This window comes from Rathayibacter sp. VKM Ac-2803, assembly GCF_009807175.1.
GTDB lineage: Bacteria > Actinomycetota > Actinomycetes > Actinomycetales > Microbacteriaceae > Rathayibacter.
This window is the reverse complement of record NZ_WUCD01000001.1, coordinates 3,466,285-3,486,824: the sequence shown is the minus strand read 5'-3', so window position 1 is coordinate 3,486,824 and position 20,540 is coordinate 3,466,285. Positions and strand designations below refer to the sequence as shown.

Genomic DNA, 20,540 nt, shown 5'->3' with positions numbered 1-20,540 from the left:
AGCGAACCTCGCTTCCGCCCCGAGGACGGAGAGGACTCGCGGGCCGCCCCGCGCCCGTAGGATCGCCGCATGCCCGCGCGCCCCACTCCGCTCGTCATCGGCCACCGCGGAGCGAGCGGCTACCGGCCCGAGCACACCCGCTCCGCCTACGACCTCGCTCTCGCCCTGGGCGCCGACGCCGTCGAGCCCGACCTGGTCGCGACTCGGGACGGCGTGCTGGTGCTCCGGCACGAGAACGAGATCTCGGGGACCACCGACATCGAGCGTCGACCGGAGTTCGCGGACCGGCGCACGACGAAGCGCATCGAGGGCAGCGACGTCACCGGCTGGTTCACCGAGGACTTCACCTGGGCCGAGCTGTCGCAGCTGCGTGCCCGGGAGCGGCTCGCAGCGGTGCGACCGGCGAGCGCCACCTTCGACGGGCAGTTCCCGATGCTGCGCTTCAGCGACCTGCTGGCGCTGCTCGACCGGGCCGCCGAGGACGCGGACGACGCCCCTCCGGGTCTTGTCGCCGAGATCAAGCACGCCGACTACTTCGACTCGATCGGCCTCCCGCTCGACGTGCTGGTGCAGGAGGAGCTCGCGGCGGCCGGCTGGGGTGGGCGCGACCCTCGGCTCACGATCGAGAGCTTCGAGAAGACCGTGCTCGAGCGCCTGGCGGTGCGGGAGGTCGGCGCGCGGCGGGTCTTCCTGATCGAGTCGCGGGGGACGCCGCCCGATCTGGTCGCGGCGCACGGCTCCCGGGCGACGCCCTACGCCGACTTCGTGACTCCGTCGGGGCTGCGCGGCCTGGCCGGGACCGTGGACGGCGTCAGCGTCGACAAGAGCATGCTGTTCTCCCGCGACGGCGCCGGTCGCGCGACCGGGACGAACTCGCTGGTCGCGGACGCCCACGCCGTCGGACTCGAGGTCTACTGCTGGACGCTGCGCGCCGAGAACCGCTTCCTCGAGCGGGTGAACCGCCGGGGCAAGGACCCGGCGGCCCTCGGTGCCTGGCAGGAGGAGTTCCGCGCGATCCTCCGGACGGGCATCGACGGCGTCTTCGCCGACCAGCCGGATCTCGCGCTCGAGATCCGCGCGGCCGAGCTCGACACCTGGCTCTGATCGGCTGCTGCCCGGCGCGTGCGGAGGCAACCGGGAGGCTCCGCTGGCATCATCGGCCCGACTGCGGAGTCGTCGTACCGACAGCACCCGACCGAGCGAGAGGAGCCCGCCCGTGAAGACCCGAGCGCGCATCACCCGCCGGTGGATCACCTTCGCCGTCCTCGCCGCTATTGGCGTGGCCGCCGTCTACTGGCTCGCGGTGCTCACCCCGCAGGGTCAGGCGGCCGAGAACTCGGGCCTGCGCGGCGCCGACCTCGTCTTCGGCCGCGCGACGGGCACCGCCGCGGGCGCGCTGGCCGACGTCACCCCGGTCTCGATGATCGGCGGGGCCGTGCTGGTCGCCGCGATCGCGCTGATCCGGAGGCGCCCGGCGCTCGCCCTCGCCTCCGTCGGCTCGATCGTGCTCACCGCGGGCCTGACACAGCTGCTCAAGAACGTCGTGCTCGAGCGGCCGATCCTGGTCGAGACCGACGCCTGGTACACCGGCGGCAGTTTCCCGAGCGGGCACACCGCCGCGGCCGTCTCGGTCGTGTTCGCGCTGGCCATGGTGCTGCCCGCCCGCGCCAGGGCCGTGGTCCTCGTGCTCGGGGGAGCAGTCGTGGTGCTCGTCGGCAACCTGACGATGGCCGCGTCCTGGCACCGCGCGAGCGATGTGCTGGGCGCCGACCTCGTGGCGCTCGCCTCCGCCTCCCTCGCCTGCGCCTGGCTCTCGGGGCGCGCGCAGGTGGGCCGGGCGCCGAAGCGCTCGACCAGGCGGGGAGTGGACCGCCTGCTCGTCGTCTGCTCCGTCGTCGTCGTGCTCGTGCTCGGCGCGCTCGCCGTGCAGGGGATCCAGTACTACCCCGACGACACCAAGGATCTGACCGCGTTCGCACTGCTCCAGCTGCTCGCGGTGTCGACCTCGACCGTCGCCGTCCTCGGCTTCTCGGTGGCCTGGCGAGGGCTCGACGTGGGCGGCTCGGTGACCGCGCCGATGGCGCGCCCGCGGTCGGCCTGACGCCGCCTCCGGTGTCGGAGGTGCGATCTACACTCGGAGGGACATGAGCCTCCTCTTCGATCCGAGCGATCCCCGCGCCACTCCCGTCGTCGTCGGCACCCCGGCCCGTCGCGAGGGCGACGCTCCGCGCACCGACCCCGCTCACGAGAAGCTCGTCGCCGGGCTGAACCCCCAGCAGCGCGAGGCGGTCGAGTACCGCGGCGACGCGCTGCTCATCGTCGCCGGCGCCGGGTCGGGCAAGACCAGCGTGCTCACGCGCCGCATCGCGAGCCTCCTCGGCAACGCCGAGGCGTGGCCGAGCCAGATCCTCGCCATCACCTTCACCAACAAGGCGGCCGCCGAGATGCGCGAGCGCGTCGAGAAGCTCGTCGGCGCGAGCGCCGAGGGCATGTGGATCTCGACCTTCCACTCCGCGTGCGTGCGCATCCTCCGCCGCGAGGCCGAGAACTTCGGCATGACCTCCTCGTTCACCATCTACGACTCCGGCGATCAGCGCGCGCTGCTCAAGCGGATCGTGAAGGACCTCGAGGCCGACTCGCTCGGGATCACGGTCGCGAGCGCCTCCGCCAAGATCTCGAAGCTCAAGAACGAGCTGGCCGACGTCGACTCGTACGCGCGCACCGCCAACATGAGCGACCCCAACGAGGAGATGTTCCTCCAGGTCTTCCGTGCTTACTCTCGGGCGCTCGAGAGCGCGAACGCGTTCGACTTCGACGATCTGATCGCGCAGACGGTCTACCTGTTCCGCGCGTTCCCGCACGTCGCGGCCAAGTACCAGCGGCGCTTCCGCCACGTCCTGGTCGACGAGTACCAGGACACGAACCACGCGCAGTACTCGCTGATCCACGAGCTCACGCGGCCCGTCCCGCGGGCGACGATGGACGCCGCGCAGTTCGACCGCCCCTACCGGGGTCCGGTCACGGCCGACGGCTCGATCCCCGGCGCCTCGCTCACCGTGGTGGGCGACTCCGACCAGTCGATCTACGCGTTCCGCGGCGCCGACATCCGCAACATCGTCGAGTTCGAGCGCGACTTCCCCGGCTGCCGCGTGATCCTCCTCGAGCAGAACTACCGCTCGACCCAGAACATCCTCTCGGCGGCCAACGCGGTCATCTCGAACAACTTCGATCGTCGGGCCAAGAACCTCTGGTCCTCGAGCGGCGACGGCGAGAAGATCATCGGCTACACGGGCTACTCCGGCCACGACGAGGCCCAGTTCGTCGTCGACGAGATCGCCCGGCTGCACGCGGCCGGCACGGGCTACGACGAGATCGCGGTCTTCTACCGCACCAACGCGCAGACCCGGGCGCTCGAGGAGATCTTCATCCGCTCGGCCCTGCCCTACCGGATCCTCGGCGGCACCAAGTTCTACGAGCGCGCCGAGATCAAGGACGCGCTCGCCTACCTGATCACGGTCGCCAATCCCGCCGATGTGCTGGCGCTCCGCCGCATCATGAACACCCCCAAGCGCGGCATCGGTCCGGCGACCGAGGCGCAGCTGCAGTCGTTCGCCGACACCAACGGAGTCACGCTGCGCGAGGCGATGCGCAACGCCGGCTCCCTCGGCATGGGCCCGAAGGTGACGAAGGCGATCGTCGACCTGGCGACGCTGCTCGACGAGTGCGCGCTGATGCTCGACCCGGCGCGGCCAGAGGGCGAGGCGAAGGTGCACGAGGTGCTCTCGTCGCTGCTCAGCCGCAGCGGCTACATCGACATGCTGCGCGCCAGCCGCGACCCGCAGGACGAGGCCCGCGCCGAGAACGTCGACGAGCTCATCGCCGTCACCAAGGAGTTCGCGCGCAACAACCCCGACGGCGGGCTGGTCGACTTCCTCACCGAGGTCTCGCTCGTCGCGGCGGCCGACGATCTCGACGACGACTCCGGCACGGTCTCGCTCATGACCCTGCACACCGCCAAGGGCCTCGAGTACGACGCCGTGTTCCTCACCGGCATCGAGGAGGACCTGCTGCCGCACCGCATCTCGGCGAACGAGCCGGGCGGCCCGGCCGAGGAGCGGCGGCTGTTCTACGTGGGCATCACCCGCGCGCGCAAGCGGCTCTACCTGTCCCTCGCGATGACCCGAGCCCAGTACGGCGAGACGTCGGTCGCGATGCCGAGCCGCTTCCTCCAGGAGATCCCCGCCGAGCTGATCCAGTGGCGCCAGTCGCCCGGGGCGGCGACCTCCCGGGGCGGCACCCAGCCGCGAGCGCTCAACGCGCAGCGGCCGGGCTTCGGCAAGTCGCGCTCCAATGCCGAGTTCCGCGAGGCGCTCGCCGCCGCGCCCAAGGCGAAGGGCGAGTTCCCGAACCGGATCACGGGGATGGTCCGCGACAACGGCGATCTCGAGCTGATCGCGGGCGACCGCATCCGCCACACCGACTTCGGCGAGGGCCGCGTGAACGCGGTGACCGGCGAGGGCAGCAAGCGGGTCGCGCACGTGCTCTTCGACCAGGTCGGGGCGAAGAAGCTGCTGATCAAGGTCGCGCCGATCGAGAAGCTCTGAGCTTGTCGAGACCCCGCTCGTCGAACTCCCGCCCGACGGACCGGGGCGTGCCGGGCGTCGCGAGCGGCGAGGCTCGCGGGCCGTTCGCGGCGCGACTCGCGACCGAGGCGTTCGCGCCGCCGGTGCTCGCCGTGCTCGTGCCGATGATCGTCGGCGCCCGGGTGGCCGATCCGCCGCTGCTCGGGATCGCGTGGGGGGCGCTCGCCGCGCTGTTCGTGGGCGTGCTGCCCTACCTGGTGATCCGCCTGCTGATGCGCGCGGGCCGGATCCGCGGCGACCATCACGTCCCCGATCGCCGCGAGCGGGCGCTGCCGATCGGGCTCGCGCTGGTCTCGATCGTCGTCGGCCTGGTCCTGCTCGCCGTGCTCGGCGCGCCCGCCGCGGTCACGACGTTCGGTGTCGTGACCGTGGCGGTGCTCGTCGTCATCGGAGTCGTCACCTCGCCTGGAAGCTCTCGGGCCACGCCGCCGTCGTCGCGACCTGCGCGGTCGTGGTGCTGATCGCCTACGGTCCGTGGTCGCTGCTCGTCACCGTGCCGATCGCCCTCTGGACCGGCTGGTCCCGCGTCCGGCTCGGTGCGCACACCCCTGCGCAGGTCATCGCGGGCGGTCTCGTCGGCGCGGTGCTCGCCTCCGCCGTCTGGTCGCTGCTCGCCTGAAGGCGGGTGCGCGTCAGGAGTCGCAGGCGATGTTGTCGTCGTCGCGGTTCAGGTCGTAGATGTCGGAGCCGATGACGGTGACCGGGCCGCGGACGTACGCCGGGCCGTTGCCGGAGCCGCCTTCGCAGTCGACGTCGGACGCGATGGGGACGCAGGCGCCGGAGTAGTTCGGATCGCAGCCCGCATCGGTCGGAGGCTCAGGCGCGGGTGCGGGTGCCGGGACCCTGGTTCCCACGCGCGTGACGTCGTCGATCGCTGCGGTGGTGACCGCCTCCGACGTCTGCGAGCGGGAGACCTCGGTGCCGTCGTGCTTGACGACCTCGAAGGTGCGGGTGAGCACCCCGTCGACGCCGGCGGCGAAGGTGCTGGTGCCCTGATCGGCGTTCGGATCGTCCTCCGTCCGGGTCGCGCGGGGGATGACGGCCGTCTCGGTGACCGTCTCCGTGGTGACGACCACGGTGGGCGTGGGAGTCGGCGTGGGCGTCGCGGTGCGCGCTGCTGTCGGCTGGGCGGCGAGGGCGGCAGGCGCCTCCGCGGCCTGTGTGCTCGCGGCGACGACCTCCGTCTGCGCGACGGGCGTCGGGGCGGTGGCACCGTAGGCGGCCGATCCGACGACGAGAGCGGCGAGGGCTGCGGCGACGGCGATGCCCGATGCTCCCCGCCTCCTCGGCAGTCCGAGCCACGTCGGTCGACGGAGCAGGACTCCGTAGACGGCGGTGATCAGGACGATCAGCGCGGTCATGACGACGGCCGACCAGATCCCACCCGAGAGCAGGCCGACGAGCGCGAGGAACGCGGTCGCTCCGCCGCCGATCCACTGAAGGGGCGTGAGCCGCAGGCGCGTCAGCCGGTGGGAGCCGAGCCGCAGCGGGGTGCGACGATCCTGGGTCCGGCGGGAGGACGGCAGAGGGGGAGGGGGCTGGCGGATCACAGGCGGGTTCTTCCTCGAGCGGGCTGAGAGCGTGCTCAGCATGGCTCACGCGCGTCCGATCCCCTGGCACCCTTTCGGGGCTCGAGACATTCCGTCCCAAGCGGCCGCCCTCAGCCGGCACCAGGTTCGCCGTTAGACGCGTACCGCATGGCCTCGCGCGCGGCGGGTCAGGAGTAGCGCGCGACGAGCTCGCGCTTCAGGACCTTCCCGCTGGGGCCGAGCGGGAGCGCGTCGACGAACTCGATCCGGCGGGGGTACTTGAAGGCGGCGAGGTGCTCGTTCGCGTACGCGATGAGCTCCTCGGCGCTCGCGGAGGCGGTGGAGAGCAGCACCACGGCCGCCACGATCTCCTGGCCGTGCGTGTCGTGCGGGGTCCCGAAGACCGCGGCGTTCGCGACGGCCGGGTGCCCGATCAGCACCTCCTCGACCTCGCGCGGGTACACGTTGTAGCCGTTGCGGATGATCATGTCCTTCGTGCGGTCGAGGATGCGGATGTAGTCCTCCTCGTCCTTCGTGCCGAGGTCGCCGGTGCGGAACCAGCCGTCGACGACCGCCTCCGCCGTCGCCGCCGGGTTGCCGAGGTAGCCCTTCATCAGGTTGTGGCCGCGGATCACGATCTCACCGAGCTCGCCGCGGGGGAGCAGCTCGACCCGGTCGGTCACCTCCGTTCGCGCGACCTCGACGTCGACGCCCCAGATCGGGGTGCCGACGGTGCCGGGGCGGGGCGGGACGCCGAGGTGGTTGAACGTGGCGACCGGGGAGGTCTCGGTGAGTCCGTAGCCCTCGTAGATCTCGACGCCGAAGACCTCGCGGAACCGGTCGATGACCGCGAGGGGGAGCGCGGCGCCTCCGGAGACCCCGTAGCGCAGCGGCGGCCGGTCCTCCCGCCTGGTCGCGGCGTCGAGCAGGGCCACGTACATCGTGGGCACGCCCTCGAACACGGTGCAGCCGTGGGCGATCATCGCCTCGAGTGCCGCGTCCCCGTCGAACTTCGGCACCAGGACCATCGTGGCCGCCGTGCGGAACGAGGTGTTCATCGCGCAGACCTGCCCGAAGGTGTGGAAGAGCGGCAGCGCGCCGAGCACCACGTCGCCCCGGTGGAGGTCGAACGTGTTCATGAGCAGGACGTCGGACTGCGAGATGATCGCGAAGTGCGTGCCCTCCGCTCCCTTGGGGCGCCCGGTGGTGCCGCTCGTGTAGAGGATCGTGGCGGTGTCGTAGGGCGAGCGCGGCACGTAGGTGTCGAGGGCGACGGCCTCGGCGGCGAGGTCCTCGAGGCGGGCGAACGGGGTCTCGGCCGAGTCCGGGACCAGGACGGTCAGGACGGAGACTCCGGCCAGTGCCGCTCCCGCCGCGCCCTCGGCCAGCAGGGGTGCCGCGCAGACGAGCGTCGTCGCTCCGGAGTCGCGCAGGACGTAGGCGATCTCGTCGCGCTTGAGCAGTGCGTGCACCGGGACGACGACGGCGCCGAGCGCGAGAACGGCGAAGTAGCACCGGGGGAAGTCGGGGACGTTCGGGATGAGCAGCGCGACACGGTCTCCGGGGCCGACGCCCTGCTCCCTCAGCGCGCCCGCGTACGCACGGGTCTCGTTCCACAGCGTCGCGTAGTCGATCGCGAGGGGACCGACGCGCAGCGCGACCGTGGTCGGGGTGCGCCGCGCCGCCTCCGCGAGGATGGCGGCGACCGACGCGGTGCCGGATCCGGCCGGGCCGGGGGCGTCGTGGCCTGCGTCGGCGGCTCGGTTCTCGGTGCTGATCATCGGGGCTCCAGTCGTCATCGACCGCCGCGGCCGACGGCCGGGATTCTCACGCTAGATCCGCCCGCCGCCGGGTTCAAGCGCTCCGCACCGGATCCTCAGCGTGCGAGCGAGCGGTGCCGGAGGATCACGAGGGGCCCGGGGACCGTCAGTGCGAGGCTGTGGCTCACCGAGCCGAGCAGCAGCCGGAGGAACGCGCCGCGCCCGTGGCTGCCCAGGACCAGCAGCCGGCTCGACGCCGCGAGGGCGGTCAGCCGCTCGACCGGGTTGCCGCGCACCAGCATCGGCCGCACCTCGAGATCGGGGCGCGTGTCGCGGAGGCCGACCAGCGACTCGGCGAGCACCAGGTTCTCGTCCTCCTCGATCGCATCGATGACGATCCGCTCGACGGGGACGGAGTCGGCCCACGCGCCGGGCAGCTGCCAGGCGTGCAGCGCGACGAGCGGCTCACCGAGGCGGTCGGCCTCGATCGCCGCGAGCCGGATCGCCTCGAGCGAGACCTCCGAGCCGTCGACCCCGACCGCGATTCCGACCCGCGCTCCCGCCGTCGGCTGCGGGATGAGTGCGACGGCCGAGCGCGACGCCGCGGCCACGCGGACGGCGATCGGGGCGGTCACCGCGCCGCCGCGCCGGGGCAGCGGCTGGGCGCCGAGCGCCAGCAGCGCACCGGCGGGAGCGGCGTCGGCGAGGACGTGCACGGGCTCGCCCTCGAGCAGTCGCGGGCGCACGCGCACCTCGGGGAACTCGGCGGCGGCGAGGGCGCGGGCCTCCTCGAGGACCTCGCCCGCGAGTCTCCGGTGCTCGGCATCGGCCCGGGACAGGCGGGCGCGCACCGGCTCGATCACCGTCACCAGATCGGCGGGCAGTCGATGCCCGCGCGCCACGTCGAGCGCCCAGCGCAGCGCGTCGACACTCCGATCCGAACCGCTGACTCCGACCACGATCGCGTCCATGGTGCGCCTCCTCATCGAGTGCCCTGCACCTCCCATCCTCCTCCTCCCTGCGGCTCTGCGGGAGTCTCGTCGCACAGCCGGAATCTCGTCGTACAGTCGGAGGATGGGCGACGACGGACTGCGCTGGGGCGAGGCGGCGCTCTACACGGACGCGATCGTGACGGCTCCGTTCGCACTCGCGGTGATCGCCGAGGCGACCGGCTCGCGGGTCGTGGGCGGCCGCACCGCCGACGCGCACGTTCCCCTCTACAGCGGACCGACGAGCGCGCGGGTCTCGGTGGCCGGGTTCGGCGACAGCGTGCCGGTCACGGTCGACGTGCGCGACGAGCGCGGGCAGAAGGAGGCGCGCGCGGCGGCACAGGCGCTCGGACTCGAGCTGGCGGCCTACGCGGGCTGGAGCATCACGCCCGGCTTCTGACCGACTCCCGGTGCGCGAGGCTCTCGGCCCGGACCCGGGCCAGGTAGAAGCGGCTCGGCGCCGTGCGGACGGCAGTCGGCAGCAGCCGGTAGACGGCGAAGGTGCGCGCGAGCGCGCGGTCGAACCGCGCCTGCTGCCGCGGGCTCCAGCGGAAGCCGAAGCCGGCGCGGACGTGCGGCGGCAGAAGCCCCGCGGTCATCAGCCGGAGGTAGGGGCCGAGCGGGCGCAGCCACCAGGCCGCGATGCCGCCGCCGAGCAGATCGTGCGCGACACGGCGAGCCGCGGGAGTGACCTCGAGGCGCGCGAGCTCCGCCTCCCAGTAGGCGTCGAAGTCGGCGCGGGAGGCGGGCCAGAGCTCCTCGGGCATCTGCAGAGCCGTGCCGACCACGCGCGAGCGGTGCACGATCTCGTCGGCCTCCTCGGCGCCGAGTGCGCCGAACGCACCCTCGTGGAGCTGCAGCATCGACTGCGTGATCGTCGCGGCGACCCAGCGCTGCAGCTCGGGGTCGAAGGCGGTGTACCCGGCGCCGCGGACGGGTCCGTGCGCCCGGTTCACCCGGCGCCGGACGGTCCGGACGTCCTCCTCGGATCCGTACTGCAGGGCGTAGAGGTAGGTGAGGGTGCCGTGCAGGCGTCCGAGGGCGCGGTGCACGAAGTCGGAGTGCTCGGCGACGCCCGCTCCGACCGAGGGATGCGCGACCTGCAGCAGGATCGCGCGCGCCCCCGCGACGAGGAACACGCCCTCGCGGAAGACGTCGCGCTGCGCGGGAGGACAGGCGGTGAACGGCACGGTTCCACGCTACGCCGCGCCGGAAGCGCTCCGAGTGTGCGGAGTAGACTCGGCGCGGCCCGAAGCAGTATCACCTCGTGAACAGTGCCGTCACGTGCGGCGCTGCGGGCCACCTCCGGACTCGAAACGCAAGCGCGCTCGGCGCGGAATGGGAATGCAGCGTGGATCTCTTCGAATACCAGGCCCGTGATCTGTTCGAGAAGTACGGCGTCCCCGTGCTCCCGGGCATCGTCGCCGACACGCCCGAGGAGGTGCGCGCCGCGGCCGAGAAGCTGGGCGGCGTCACCGTCGTCAAGGCGCAGGTGAAGATCGGCGGCCGCGGCAAGGCGGGCGGCGTCAAGGTCGCGAAGACCGCCGACGACGCCTTCGAGGCCGCGAAGTCCATCCTCGGCCTCGACATCAAGGGCCACGTCGTCAAGCGCGTCATGGTCGCGGGAGGCGCGCGGATCGACCGCGAGTTCTACTTCTCGGTCCTGCTCGACCGGGCCAACCGCTCCTACCTCTCGCTCACCTCGTACGAGGGCGGCATGGAGATCGAGCAGCTCGCCGTCGAGCGCCCCGACGCCCTCGCGCGCGTCGAGGTCGTCCCCGGCCAGGGCATCGACCTCGCCAAGGCCGAGGAGATCGCCCGCGCGGCGAAGTTCCCGGAGGAGCTGATCGCCAAGGTCGCCCCGGTGCTCGTGAAGCTCTACGACGTCTACACCGGCGAGGACGCGACGCTCGTCGAGGTCAACCCGCTCGTCCTCACCGAGGAGGGCGACATCGTCGCTCTCGACGGCAAGGTCTCGCTCGACGAGAACGCCGGCTTCCGCCACCCCGAGCACGCTGCTCTCGAGGACAAGGACGCCGCCGATCCGCTCGAGGCGAAGGCCAAGGAGAACGACCTCAACTACGTGAAGCTCGACGGCGAGGTCGGCATCATCGGCAACGGCGCGGGGCTCGTCATGTCGACGCTCGACGTCGTCGCCTACGCGGGCGAGCGCCACGGCGGCGTGAAGCCGGCCAACTTCCTCGACATCGGCGGCGGAGCCTCCGCGCAGGTGATGGCGAACGGCCTCGACGTGATCCTCGGCGACGAGCAGGTCAAGAGCGTCTTCGTCAACGTCTTCGGAGGCATCACCGCCTGCGACGCGGTCGCCAACGGCATCCTCCAGGCCCTCGAGATCCTCGGCGACGCGGCGACCAAGCCGCTCGTCGTGCGCCTCGACGGCAACAAGGTCGAGGAGGGCCGCGCGATCCTCGTGGCCGCCGCGAACCCGCTCATCACCCTGGCCGCGACGATGGACGAGGGCGCCGACAAGGCCGCCGCTCTCGCCGCCGCGTAACGACCCTTTCGACTCAAGGAATCAGAGAACAAGCATGTCGATCTTCCTCAACAAGGACTCCAAGGTCATCGTCCAGGGCATCACCGGCGGCGAGGGCACCAAGCACACCGCGCTGATGCTCAAGGCCGGCACGAACGTCGTCGGCGGCGTCAACGCCCGCAAGGCCGGCACGACCGTCACCCACGGCGACGTCGAGCTGCCCGTCTTCGGCACCGTCAAGGAGGCCATCGAGGCCACCGGCGCCGACGTCTCGATCGCGTTCGTCCCGCCCGCCTTCTCGAAGGACGCCGTCATCGAGGCGATCGACGCCGAGATCGGCCTCCTCGTCGTGATCACCGAGGGCATCCCGGTGCAGGACTCGGCCGAGTTCTGGGCCTACGCGCAGGAGAAGGGCAACAAGACCCGCATCATCGGCCCGAACTGCCCCGGCATCATCACGCCGGGGGAGTCGCTCGTCGGCATCACCCCTGCGACCATCACCGGCAAGGGACCGATCGGCCTCGTGTCGAAGTCGGGCACCCTGACCTACCAGATGATGTACGAGCTGCGCGATCTGGGCTTCTCGACCGCCATCGGCATCGGCGGCGACCCGATCATCGGCACGACGCACATCGATGCGCTCGCCGCGTTCGAGGCCGACCCCGAGACCCGTGCGATCGTGATGATCGGCGAGATCGGCGGAGACGCCGAGGAGCGCGCCGCCGACTTCATCAAGGCGAACGTCACCAAGCCGGTCGTCGGCTACGTCGCGGGCTTCACGGCTCCCGAGGGCAAGACGATGGGCCACGCCGGCGCGATCGTCTCCGGCTCGGCCGGAACGGCGCAGGCCAAGAAGGAGGCCCTCGAGGCCGCGGGCGTCAAGGTCGGCAAGACGCCGTCCGAGACGGCCGACCTGCTGCGCGAGGTCTTCGCGACGCTGTAAGCGTCCGTCCGCTCGAATCGGTCGAGGTCTTCTGCTCCGGCAGACGGACCTCGGCCGATTCGCGGTTTCCGGGAGGCGCGATAGCGTCGTCGGGTGACCCTCGGACTCGACTTCCTCACCTTCGTGCCCTACCCGGAAGGTCCCGAGCGGCCCGGAGACGCCGCGCGCAGCCTCGAGGACGGCCTGGCGCTGTTCGAGCTCGCCGAGGAGCTCGGCTACGACACCGGCTGGGTGCGGGTGCGCCACTTCGAGCGCTTCCTGGCCTCGCCGATGACCTTCTTCGCGGCCGCCTCGCAGCGCACGCGCCGCCTCCGCCTGGGCACCGCCGTGATCGGCGCCCGCTACGAGTCGCCGGTGCGGCTCGCCGAGGACGCGGCCACCGTCGACCTGCTCTCGGGCGGCCGGCTCGACCTCGGCGTCAGCGGCGGCTTCGCCCACCTCTCCTCGGTCTTCGACGGCGTGTTCGGCCAGGCCGACCGCGAGTTCCGCGCCGAGGCGCAGGAGCGGATCGAGCGCCTCCGCGAGGCGCTGCGCGGCACGACCCTCGGCATCGCGGAGTCGGCGCTGATGTCGGTCCCCGTCGGCGATCCGCTGATCCAGCAGCCGCACGCCCCCGGGCTCGCCGACCGCCTCTGGTACGGCGCGGGCACCACCGCCTCGGCGGTCCGCGCCGGCGAGCAGGGCATGCACCTCCAGGTGTCGACCCTCAACACGGAGGAGACGGGCCTGCCCTTCGCCGAGCAGCAGGCCGCGCAGATCCGCGCCTACCGCGAGGCCTTCGCCGCGGCGCATCCCGACCGCACCTCGCGGGTGACCGCCGGGCGCATCGTGCTGCCGCTGCTCGACGCCGCCGACGAGGAGGCGCACCGGCCCTTCATCGACGGCTACCTCGCCCGGATGGACGAGGACGGCCGCCCCCGCACCGCCGACCGGTCGATCATCGCGGCGCCGATGCGCTTCAGCCCGCTCCATCTCGGCGGCGTCGACGAGATCGTCGCGTCGCTGAGCGCCGATCCCGCGCTGGCGGAGGCGGACGCGCTGACGATCACGCTGCCCGCCGTCGGCGGCGTCGAGTCGCACCGGAGGATCCTCCGCACCGTCGCGGAGAGCATCGCGCCGCGCCTGCGCTAGCGCTCGCCGCGACGCGCTGTCAGGAGCCAGATCGGACGCTGCAGGAGGAGCAGGAACAGCCACCACAGCCCGACGGCCGGGAGGAGCAGGGCGAGCACGAGCGCCAGCGAGAGCAGACCGAAGGGGACGAGCGCCCGCGTCAGCCGCACCCGGCCGACGCCCTCGCGCAGCAGCCCCGGCCGCCGCAGCAGGTGCCGCTCGATCAGCACCAGCGCACCGCTCATCACCACCATCGTGCCGATGTAGAGCCCGATGGTCGCCCGCGAGTCGGGCAGCTGCGCGAGCGCACTCGTCGCGAACGGGAAGAACGCGATCGAGGCGAGCCAGAGCAGGTCGAGCCACACGAGCCCCGCGTCGTAGTCGCCGGCGAGCTCGAAGATCCGGTGGTGGGGCACCCAGAACACGGCGATCAGCGCGAACGACAGCGCGAAGGCGAGCAGCGAGTCGAGGGGAACGTCGAGGACGGCGCCGACGCCTCCGCCCTCGCGCGCGATCTCAGGGGCCAGCTGGACGAGCGGCAGCACCAGGATCGTGATCGCGATGGCGACCGTCGCGTCCGAGAAGTTGACCAGGCGGTCGAGCCCGCGCTCCGTGCGGATCTGGCGGCCGCGCGCCGAGGGCCGGCCGCGGTGCGCGAGCCGATCGATCGGCCCCGAGAGCAGGAGGAGGAAGAGCGCGAACATGTTCACGGCGGGCACCGTCACCGCGAGCACCAGAGCGGCGGCGAGCAGCGCGAGGACGATCACGGAGTGCGAGGCGGAGCGGAGCGGCTCCACTCCCGGAGCGAGGAGATCGGGATCGCGGCGGAGGATCAGCTGCATCGCGAGGGTCGCGGCGCTCGCGACGATCATCGTCCCGATTTAGAGCGCGAAGACCGACGGATCGGTGTCGAAGACGTTCGAGAGCAGGTTCGCGGCGAAGGGCAGCAGCACGATCGACGCCATCCAGACGAAGTTCGCGGTCACGAGCGCGGAGGAGTAGCGCGCGACGCCCTCGAACACGGCGTGATGCACCAGCCACAGCCGGCCGATCACCGCGAACGTGATGAAGAACGCCGAGAGTGTGCCGTAGTTCTGCGAGAGCAGCGTCCCGAGGTCGGGGGAGCCGCCCTCCTCGACCACGTCGACGAGCGGGAGGACGAGGAACGTGATCGCGATGGCGACCGTCGCGTCGGTGAAGTTCACGAGCCGGTCGAGGCCGCGCTCCGATCGCACGTCGCCCGATGCCCTCGTCACGCAACGACCCTAGGGGACGCGGGCGCGCCCGGAGCCGCTGAGCCCGAGCCCGCCGCTAGGCTCGTCGAGCCCATGAACCGGATCACCGTCGCCCTCCTCGCCGCCTTCGACGCCGCGCTCTCGGCACTGATCGGGATCGCGATCCCGCTCGTCCCGCTGACCGTCCTCTGGGCGGTGCAGTACGACACCGCCATCGACTGGGGCGTCTTCTGGCGGATCGCCGCGGACGCCTGGCTGCTGGGCCACGGGGCCGATCTGCTGGCGAGCCTCGGCTCCGACTCCCCGCTCGCCCTCGGCCTCCCCGGCGGCACGGAGCCGTTCGTGGTCACGATCGCGCCCCTCGCCTTCGCGCTGCTCACGATCCTCCTGGGTGCCCGCACGGGTCGGCGGGCGCAGGAGTCGCCGTTCCGCTTCATCGGCTTCGTCGTCGCGATCGGCACCTACCTCCTCCTCGCCTTCCTGGTGACCGTCGGGTCCGCGACCGGCGTCGCCTCCGTCGACGCCGTGCAGGGTACGGTCCTTCCCGCGCTGGTGTTCGCCCTCGGAGTCGCGATCGGCGCCGTGACCCACTCGTCCCGGAGCGGCGAGCCCGACCGGCTCGGCGAGCTCGCCCGCGAGACGCTCGAGCGCCTGCCCGCTCCCGGCCCCTCGCTGGTGCTGCTGTCGCTGCGGGGCGGCACCCTCGCCGCGTCCGCCGTGATCGGGGTCGCCGGAGTGATCGTGGCGATCCTCCTCGTCGTGAACTACACCTCGATCGTCGCCCTCTACGAGGGGCTGGGCGGCGAGGGCCTCGGCGGTCTCGCCCTGACGCTGGGGCAGCTGGCGTTCCTCCCGAACCTCGTGATCTGGGCGGCGAGCTGGCTCGTCGGTCCCGGCTTCGCGATCGGCGCCGGATCCTCGGTGGGTCCTGCGGGCACGCTCCTCGGCCCCGTGCCCTCGATCCCGGTGCTCGCCGCGGTGCCGCAGGGCGATCTCGCCTTCGGCTTCCTCGGTGTCCTGGTGCCGTTGCTGGCGGGATTCGTCGCCGGCTGGCGGCTGCGCCGCGTCGTGATCGACGGCCTCGAGGGGCGCTCGCTCCTGCGCTGGGGTGCGGCAGCGGCCGGCGGCATCGGAGTGGTCGGCGGGCTGCTGCTCGGCCTGCTCGCCTGGTTCTCGGCGGGCGCGGCCGGCCCGGGCCGCCTGGTGCAGGTCGGACCCGATCCGCTCCTCGTCGGGGCGATCGCAGCGCTCGAGCTGGCCGTGGCCGCGGGGCTCGGACTCGCCTCCGGGCGACCGTCGCGCGACTGACCCCCGGCGCGCGGGCCTCCCCTAGACTTGCGCAGTGCTGAAGCTGGTCGTACTCATCTCCGGCGGCGGCTCCAACCTCCGCGCACTGCTGGAGGCGGCGAGCGACGGCCGCTTCCCCGCCCGCGTCGTCGCCGTCGGCAGCGACACCGAGGCCGAGGGGCTGCGTCACGCCGAGGCGTTCGACATCCCGTCCTTCACCGTCTCGCCGCACGCGTTCCCGAGCCGGGCCGCCTGGGGCGAGGAGCTGCTCGCGTGCATCCGCGAATGGGAGCCCGATCTCGTCGTCTGCGCCGGCTTCATGCGCATCCTGCCGCCCGGGGTGGTCGACGCCCTCAGCCCGCGGATGATCAACACGCACCCCGCGCTGCTGCCGCTCTTCCCGGGAGCGCACGCCGTCCGCGACGCCCTGGCCGCCGGAGCCGTGGAGACCGGAGTGACGGTCCACGTCATCGACACCGGAGTCGACACCGGCCCGATCATCGCGCAGGAGAGCCTCGCCGTGCTCCCCGGCGAGACCGAGCACGCGCTGCACGAGCGCATCAAGACCATCGAGCGTCGCCTGCTGGTGCAGACGGTGCTCGACATCGCCCACGGAACCGTCGATCTCGAGGACCTCTCCCGCGCATGAGCATCACCGCACACGACCCCAGCAGCTACGACGACCGCGACGTCGTCCCCGTCCGCCGCGCCCTGATCTCGGTCAGCGACAAGACCGGGCTCCTCGAGCTGGCGGCGGCGCTCGCCGGCTCCGGCGTCGAGCTGGTCTCGACCGGGTCGACCGCCGCGACCATCCGCGAGGCGGGCTTCGACGTCACCGACGTCGCCGCCGTCACCGGGTTCCCGGAGTCGCTCGACGGCCGCGTCAAGACGCTGCACCCGGCGGTGCACGCGGGGATCCTCGCCGACCTGCGCCTCGCGTCGCACCGCGAGCAGCTCGAGCAGCTCGACATCGCGGCGTTCGAGCTCGTCGTCGTCAACCTGTACCCGTTCCGCGAGACGGTCGCGGGCGGCGCCGACGCGGCCACGGTCGTCGAGAACATCGACATCGGCGGGCCCGCCCTCGTCCGCGCGTCGGCCAAGAACCACGCCAACGTGGCGATCGTCGTCGACCCTGCCGACTACTCCGGTGTCATCGCCGCACTCGGCGAGGGAGGCACCACCCTCGCGGCCCGGCGCACCCTCGCCGCGCGCGCCTTCGCGCACACCGCGTCCTACGACTCCGCCGTCGCCGCCTGGTTCGCCGGCCAGGAGGTGGACGCCGGGTTCCCGGGCGCCGTCGAGATCCGCGGCACCCTCCAGCAGGTCCTGCGCTACGGCGAGAACTCGCACCAGAAGGCGGCCCTCTACGTCTCGCCCGACGGGACGGGAATCGCCCAGGCCACGCAGCTGCACGGCAAGGAGATGTCGTACAACAACTACGTCGACGCCGACGCCGCCGTGCGTGCGGCCTACGACTTCGTGCTGCCCGCCGTCGCGATCATCAAGCACGCCAATCCGTGCGGCATCGCGATCGCCGGCGCCAAGGCGATCGACCCCATCGCCTCCGCCCACCGTCGCGCGCACGAGTGCGACCCGGTGTCGGCATTCGGAGGCGTCATCGCCGCCAACCGGCCCGTTACGCTCGCGATGGCCGAGACGGTCAAGGAGATCTTCACCGAGGTGCTGGTCGCCCCCTCGTTCGAGCCGGAGGCGCTCGAGGTGCTCAAGACGAAGAAGAACCTGCGCCTGCTGCAGCTGCCCGACTACTACGCGCCGGTCGAGACGGAGTTCAAGCAGATCTCGGGAGGCGTGCTGCTGCAGGAGCCCGACCGCTTCACCGGCGGCCCCGGCGAGGTCAGCTCCGGCTGGACGCTCGTCGCCGGCGAGGCCGCGGACGCCGACACGCTCCTCGACCTCGAGTTCGCCTGGAAGGCGTGCCGCGCCGTGAAGTCGAACGCGATCCTCCTGGCCAAGGGCGGCGCCTCCGTCGGCGTCGGCATGGGACAGGTCAACCGCGTCGACTCCTGCCACCTCGCCGTCACCCGCGCCGGCGACCGCGCCCCCGGATCGGTCGCCGCCTCCGACGCGTTCTTCCCGTTCGCCGACGGCCTCGAGGTGCTCCTCGCCGCAGGCGTGAAGGCCGTCGTCCAGCCCGGCGGCTCGGTGCGCGACGCCGAGGTCATCGAGGCCGCCAAGCGCGCCGGCGTCACGATGTACACGACGGGGGAGCGGCACTTCTTCCACTGAGCGCGCAGCGCTCAGTGGAAGAAGGTGTTCGTCTTCCACGCCGCTCCTCGCGCGGCGTGGCGCGGTCGGCTTGTTGGGGTGGGTGCGTTCCGCAGAGCGTCCTGCGTCGGCCGCCGCGGGAATCGCTTGGCACGCGATCCCCGCTGAGCGGCCTCGGGTGGTGTTCGTCTTCCAGGCCGCTCCCTGCGCGGCGTGGCGCGGTCGGCCTCCAGGGGTGGATGCGTTCCGCAGAGCGTGTCGCGTCGGCCGCCGCGGGAATCGCTGGCACGCGATTCCCGCTGAGCGGCCTCGGGTGGTGTTCGTCTTCCACGCCGCTCCCTGCGCGGCGTGGCGCGGTCGGCCGCCAGAGGTGGTTGCGTCCTGCAGAGCGTCCTGCGTCGGCCGCCGCGGGAATCGCTTGGCACGCGGTTCCCGCTGAGCGGCCTCTCTCTTCGGGAGTCGAGTAGGCGTTGAGGCTGACGTTCGGGCGGATCTTGGCGGGAGATGCGCTCGAGCGGACCAATGCTGGTCGAGTAGCCCCGCAGGGGCGTATCGAGACCCACCAGCGTCAGCACATGAGGCTCCTGCCCTGCCCTTCTGACGCTGGGGGATCTCGAGACGTCGGCTGCGCGGGCTACTCGATCAGCGAGGGGCGGGCTGCTCGATCAGCGAGGGCGGGCCGCTCGGACAGGACACCCACCGCCGCGAGGAAGCCGGCGCGTCAGAAGGGGGAGGGCGCTCTGCTTTCTCGCGCCGGCGAGGAGTGGGAGCTTCGAGAGTCCAGGAGTTGTCGTAGTCGAGGATCGAGTTCGACAACTACTGCGGTGTCGGGTGGCGGAGGCCTCGAGACTCCAGACGTTGCGGTAGTCGGGTGCGACTACCGCAACTTCTGCGGAGTGGGAGGGGCGGCTCTCAGGGGGCCGCAAGGTTCCCGAAAGGGGGTGCCCTGGTCGGAGCGCGTAAGGTCGCGGCGTGCCCTCCGACTCGACGCTCGCCTCCGCGCCCGCCCCCAGCCTCGCCCGCCGCCTCCTCGGCGCCCTCGCCGCCGCCGCGGCGACAGCCCTCGCGTCCCACCTCGCCAACCTGCTCGCCTTCTTCATCGGCAACCAGCTGGCCGCCTCCTCGCTGCCTCAGGTCAACGCCTACTTCCTCCTGTCGAGCGCTCTCGCGTTCGTGGTGGTCTTCGCGCTCGCTGTCGCGGGGCTGCTGAACCGCGCGTGGACCGCGGCGATCGCCGGCCTCGTCGCCGGGCTGATCGGCGCCACCTTCGGCACTCTCGTGCAGGCCAGCGCGAGCGGCACCCCGATCACGGGCGAAGTCTGGACGTCCATCGTCGAGACGTTCGGCGGCCTCAATCTCGTCTTCCTCCTCGCGTTCACCCTCACGGCCGCGACCCTCGGCCATCGCATCGCGGTCGCCTCCGCGCCGAAGGCCCCGACGAGCGCGACGAGCTCGACGGCATCGACCCGCGGTCGCCGCATCGCGCTCGTGCGCGCCCCGGCCCTCAACCTCGACGCCGGGGAGCTCACCCACCTCGAGCGCGTCCCGGTCGACCAGGAGAAGGCGCAGAAGCAGTGGGAGGCCTACGTCGACGCGCTCGACGAGGCCGGCTGGGAGACCGTCGAGGTCGCTCCCGCTCCCGCGATGGCCGACTCCGTCTTCCTCGAGGACGCCGTCGTCGTCGTCGGAGACCACGCCGTGCTCACCCGCCCGGGCGCCGAGTCCCGCCGGGGCGAGGTCGCCGCGGCGGAGGAGGCGGCCTCGGCCCTCGATCTCACGCTGCACCGCATCGAGGCGCCGGGCACCCTCGAGGGCGGCGACGTCCTCAAGGTCGGCTCGACCGTCTACGTCGGTCGCGGCGGCCGCACCAACGCCGAGGGGATCGCCCAGCTGCGCGCCCTCCTCGGCCCGCTCGGGTTCAACGTCGTCGCCGTGCCGCTCACCCGTGTCCTGCACCTGAAGAGCGCCGTCACGGCCCTGCCCGACGGCACCGTGATCGGCTGGGAGCCCGTGGTCGACGAGCCGCGCCTCTTCCCGTCCTTCCTGCCGATGCCCGAGGAGCCCGGCGCGCACGTCGTCGTCCTCGACCCGAGCACCCTGCTGATGGCGGCGTCGGCACCGAGGAGCGCCGCGCTGCTGCGCGATCTCGGCTACACCGTCGTGACCGTCGACATCTCGGAGTTCGAGAAGCTCGAGGGCTGCGTCACCTGCCTCTCGGTGCGCGTGCGCTGACGAGCCCTCGGCGAGGAGGGGCGCGACACGCCCCGCGGTGGACGCGACGCATAGCCGGGGTATAGCCTGCAAGGCTGCGCAGCGCCCGGGAC

The 20,540-nt window shown here is 72.3% G+C and carries 19 protein-coding genes; 13 read left to right on the top strand and 6 right to left on the bottom strand.

Annotation, left to right across the window (positions count from 1 at the left end; translation table 11 throughout):
- Positions 1 to 69: 69 nt before the first annotated feature.
- The 5 genes from GRS96_RS16305 (at position 70) to GRS96_RS20680 (ending at position 5,262) form a co-directional block, all read left to right on the top strand.
- Positions 70 to 1,104, top strand: a complete 1,035-nt coding sequence (locus tag GRS96_RS16305; protein ID WP_159988984.1) for a glycerophosphodiester phosphodiesterase family protein — start codon at positions 70 to 72, stop codon at positions 1,102 to 1,104.
- Positions 1,105 to 1,216: 112 nt separating this feature from the next.
- On the top strand, positions 1,217 to 2,101 hold the full coding sequence (locus GRS96_RS16300; protein WP_159852309.1) for a phosphatase PAP2 family protein: 885 nt from the start codon (positions 1,217 to 1,219) through the stop codon (positions 2,099 to 2,101).
- 43 nt (positions 2,102 to 2,144) lie between these two features.
- Complete coding sequence (locus GRS96_RS16295; RefSeq protein WP_159988983.1) at positions 2,145 to 4,604, top strand: ATP-dependent helicase; 2,460 nt, start codon at positions 2,145 to 2,147, stop codon at positions 4,602 to 4,604.
- 2 nt (positions 4,605 to 4,606) lie between these two features.
- Complete coding sequence (locus GRS96_RS20685) at positions 4,607 to 5,104, top strand: hypothetical protein (protein ID WP_236553645.1); 498 nt, start codon at positions 4,607 to 4,609, stop codon at positions 5,102 to 5,104.
- Positions 5,095 to 5,262: a phosphatase PAP2 family protein gene (locus tag GRS96_RS20680; RefSeq protein ID WP_236553644.1), complete on the top strand. Its 168-nt coding sequence runs from the start codon at positions 5,095 to 5,097 to the stop codon at positions 5,260 to 5,262. Before GRS96_RS20685 ends, GRS96_RS20680 begins: the two co-directional genes overlap by 10 nt.
- 13 nt (positions 5,263 to 5,275) lie before the next feature.
- Here the strand turns inward: GRS96_RS20680 and GRS96_RS16285 are convergent, their stop codons facing one another.
- From GRS96_RS16285 to GRS96_RS16275, 3 genes are all read right to left on the bottom strand, one after another.
- Entirely contained in the window at positions 5,276 to 6,193 is a 918-nt protein-coding gene (locus GRS96_RS16285; RefSeq protein WP_159988981.1) for a G5 domain-containing protein, read from the bottom strand.
- Positions 6,194 to 6,360: 167 nt separating this feature from the next.
- Positions 6,361 to 7,953: a long-chain-fatty-acid--CoA ligase gene (locus GRS96_RS16280; protein WP_159852301.1), complete on the bottom strand. Its 1,593-nt coding sequence runs from the start codon at positions 7,951 to 7,953 to the stop codon at positions 6,361 to 6,363.
- 95 nt (positions 7,954 to 8,048) lie between these two features.
- Complete coding sequence (locus GRS96_RS16275; protein WP_159988980.1) at positions 8,049 to 8,903, bottom strand: universal stress protein; 855 nt, start codon at positions 8,901 to 8,903, stop codon at positions 8,049 to 8,051.
- Between the two features lie 103 nt (positions 8,904 to 9,006).
- Between GRS96_RS16275 and GRS96_RS16270 the strand changes: the two genes are divergently transcribed.
- The gene (locus tag GRS96_RS16270; protein WP_159852297.1) at positions 9,007 to 9,321 is read left to right on the top strand and encodes a hypothetical protein; all 315 of its coding nucleotides are present in this window, start codon (positions 9,007 to 9,009) and stop codon (positions 9,319 to 9,321) included.
- On the opposite strand, the gene GRS96_RS16265 is transcribed toward GRS96_RS16270, so the two are convergent.
- Entirely contained in the window at positions 9,305 to 10,111 is an 807-nt protein-coding gene (locus tag GRS96_RS16265; protein WP_159988979.1) for an oxygenase MpaB family protein, read from the bottom strand. The two genes, GRS96_RS16270 and GRS96_RS16265, sit on opposite strands and share 17 nt — an antisense overlap.
- Positions 10,112 to 10,272: 161 nt before the next feature.
- Between GRS96_RS16265 and sucC the strand changes: the two genes are divergently transcribed.
- The 3 genes from sucC (at position 10,273) to GRS96_RS16250 (ending at position 13,489) form a co-directional block, all read left to right on the top strand.
- Positions 10,273 to 11,436: an ADP-forming succinate--CoA ligase subunit beta gene (gene sucC / locus GRS96_RS16260; protein WP_159852293.1), complete on the top strand. Its 1,164-nt coding sequence runs from the start codon at positions 10,273 to 10,275 to the stop codon at positions 11,434 to 11,436.
- A 34-nt stretch (positions 11,437 to 11,470) separates the two neighbouring features.
- Positions 11,471 to 12,358: a succinate--CoA ligase subunit alpha gene (gene sucD, locus GRS96_RS16255; protein WP_159852291.1), complete on the top strand. Its 888-nt coding sequence runs from the start codon at positions 11,471 to 11,473 to the stop codon at positions 12,356 to 12,358.
- Between the two features lie 93 nt (positions 12,359 to 12,451).
- Positions 12,452 to 13,489 (top strand): LLM class flavin-dependent oxidoreductase, encoded by a 1,038-nt coding sequence (locus tag GRS96_RS16250; RefSeq protein ID WP_159852289.1) that lies wholly within the window; start codon positions 12,452 to 12,454, stop codon positions 13,487 to 13,489.
- On the opposite strand, the gene GRS96_RS16245 is transcribed toward GRS96_RS16250, so the two are convergent.
- Both GRS96_RS16245 and GRS96_RS16240 read right to left on the bottom strand, forming a co-directional pair.
- Positions 13,486 to 14,340: a TMEM175 family protein gene (locus GRS96_RS16245; protein ID WP_159988978.1), complete on the bottom strand. Its 855-nt coding sequence runs from the start codon at positions 14,338 to 14,340 to the stop codon at positions 13,486 to 13,488. The genes GRS96_RS16250 and GRS96_RS16245 overlap by 4 nt on opposite strands.
- A 9-nt stretch (positions 14,341 to 14,349) precedes the next feature.
- Positions 14,350 to 14,724 carry a TMEM175 family protein gene (locus tag GRS96_RS16240; RefSeq protein WP_159988977.1) on the bottom strand — a complete coding sequence of 125 codons (375 nt, stop codon included), beginning with the start codon at positions 14,722 to 14,724 and terminating at the stop codon, positions 14,350 to 14,352.
- 72 nt (positions 14,725 to 14,796) lie between these two features.
- Between GRS96_RS16240 and GRS96_RS16235 the strand changes: the two genes are divergently transcribed.
- The 4 genes from GRS96_RS16235 to ddaH all read left to right on the top strand — a co-directional run bounded on the left by GRS96_RS16235 (position 14,797) and on the right by ddaH (position 20,448).
- Positions 14,797 to 16,011, top strand: a complete 1,215-nt coding sequence (locus GRS96_RS16235) for a cell division protein PerM (protein WP_159988976.1) — start codon at positions 14,797 to 14,799, stop codon at positions 16,009 to 16,011.
- 34 nt (positions 16,012 to 16,045) lie between these two features.
- A complete protein-coding gene (gene purN / locus GRS96_RS16230) occupies positions 16,046 to 16,639 on the top strand; it encodes a phosphoribosylglycinamide formyltransferase (protein WP_159988975.1) in 594 nt (197 codons plus the stop codon).
- Positions 16,636 to 18,237 (top strand): bifunctional phosphoribosylaminoimidazolecarboxamide formyltransferase/IMP cyclohydrolase, encoded by a 1,602-nt coding sequence (purH, locus tag GRS96_RS16225; RefSeq protein WP_159988974.1) that lies wholly within the window; start codon positions 16,636 to 16,638, stop codon positions 18,235 to 18,237. The genes purN and purH overlap by 4 nt, the downstream gene beginning before the upstream one ends.
- Before the next feature lie 951 nt (positions 18,238 to 19,188).
- On the top strand, positions 19,189 to 20,448 hold the full coding sequence (gene ddaH / locus GRS96_RS20845; RefSeq protein WP_159988973.1) for a dimethylargininase: 1,260 nt from the start codon (positions 19,189 to 19,191) through the stop codon (positions 20,446 to 20,448).
- The last annotated feature ends 92 nt before the right edge of the window (positions 20,449 to 20,540 follow it).

Excerpts from the sequence above, each read along its gene's own strand:
- GRS96_RS16295 (WP_159988983.1), top strand. The coding sequence starts at position 2,145 with ATGAGCCTCCTCTTCGATCCGAGCGATCCCCGCGCCACTCCCGTCGTC.
- GRS96_RS16235 (WP_159988976.1), top strand. The coding sequence starts at position 14,797 with ATGAACCGGATCACCGTCGCCCTCCTCGCCGCCTTCGACGCCGCGCTC.
- GRS96_RS16280 (WP_159852301.1), bottom strand. The coding sequence starts at position 7,953 with ATGATCAGCACCGAGAACCGAGCCGCCGACGCAGGCCACGACGCCCCC.
- GRS96_RS16270 (WP_159852297.1), top strand. The coding sequence starts at position 9,007 with ATGGGCGACGACGGACTGCGCTGGGGCGAGGCGGCGCTCTACACGGAC.
- GRS96_RS16275 (WP_159988980.1), bottom strand. The coding sequence starts at position 8,903 with ATGGACGCGATCGTGGTCGGAGTCAGCGGTTCGGATCGGAGTGTCGAC.
- GRS96_RS16305 (WP_159988984.1), top strand. The coding sequence starts at position 70 with ATGCCCGCGCGCCCCACTCCGCTCGTCATCGGCCACCGCGGAGCGAGC.
- sucD (WP_159852291.1), top strand. The coding sequence starts at position 11,471 with ATGTCGATCTTCCTCAACAAGGACTCCAAGGTCATCGTCCAGGGCATC.
- GRS96_RS16245 (WP_159988978.1), bottom strand. The coding sequence starts at position 14,340 with ATGATCGTCGCGAGCGCCGCGACCCTCGCGATGCAGCTGATCCTCCGC.
- purH (WP_159988974.1), top strand. The coding sequence starts at position 16,636 with ATGAGCATCACCGCACACGACCCCAGCAGCTACGACGACCGCGACGTC.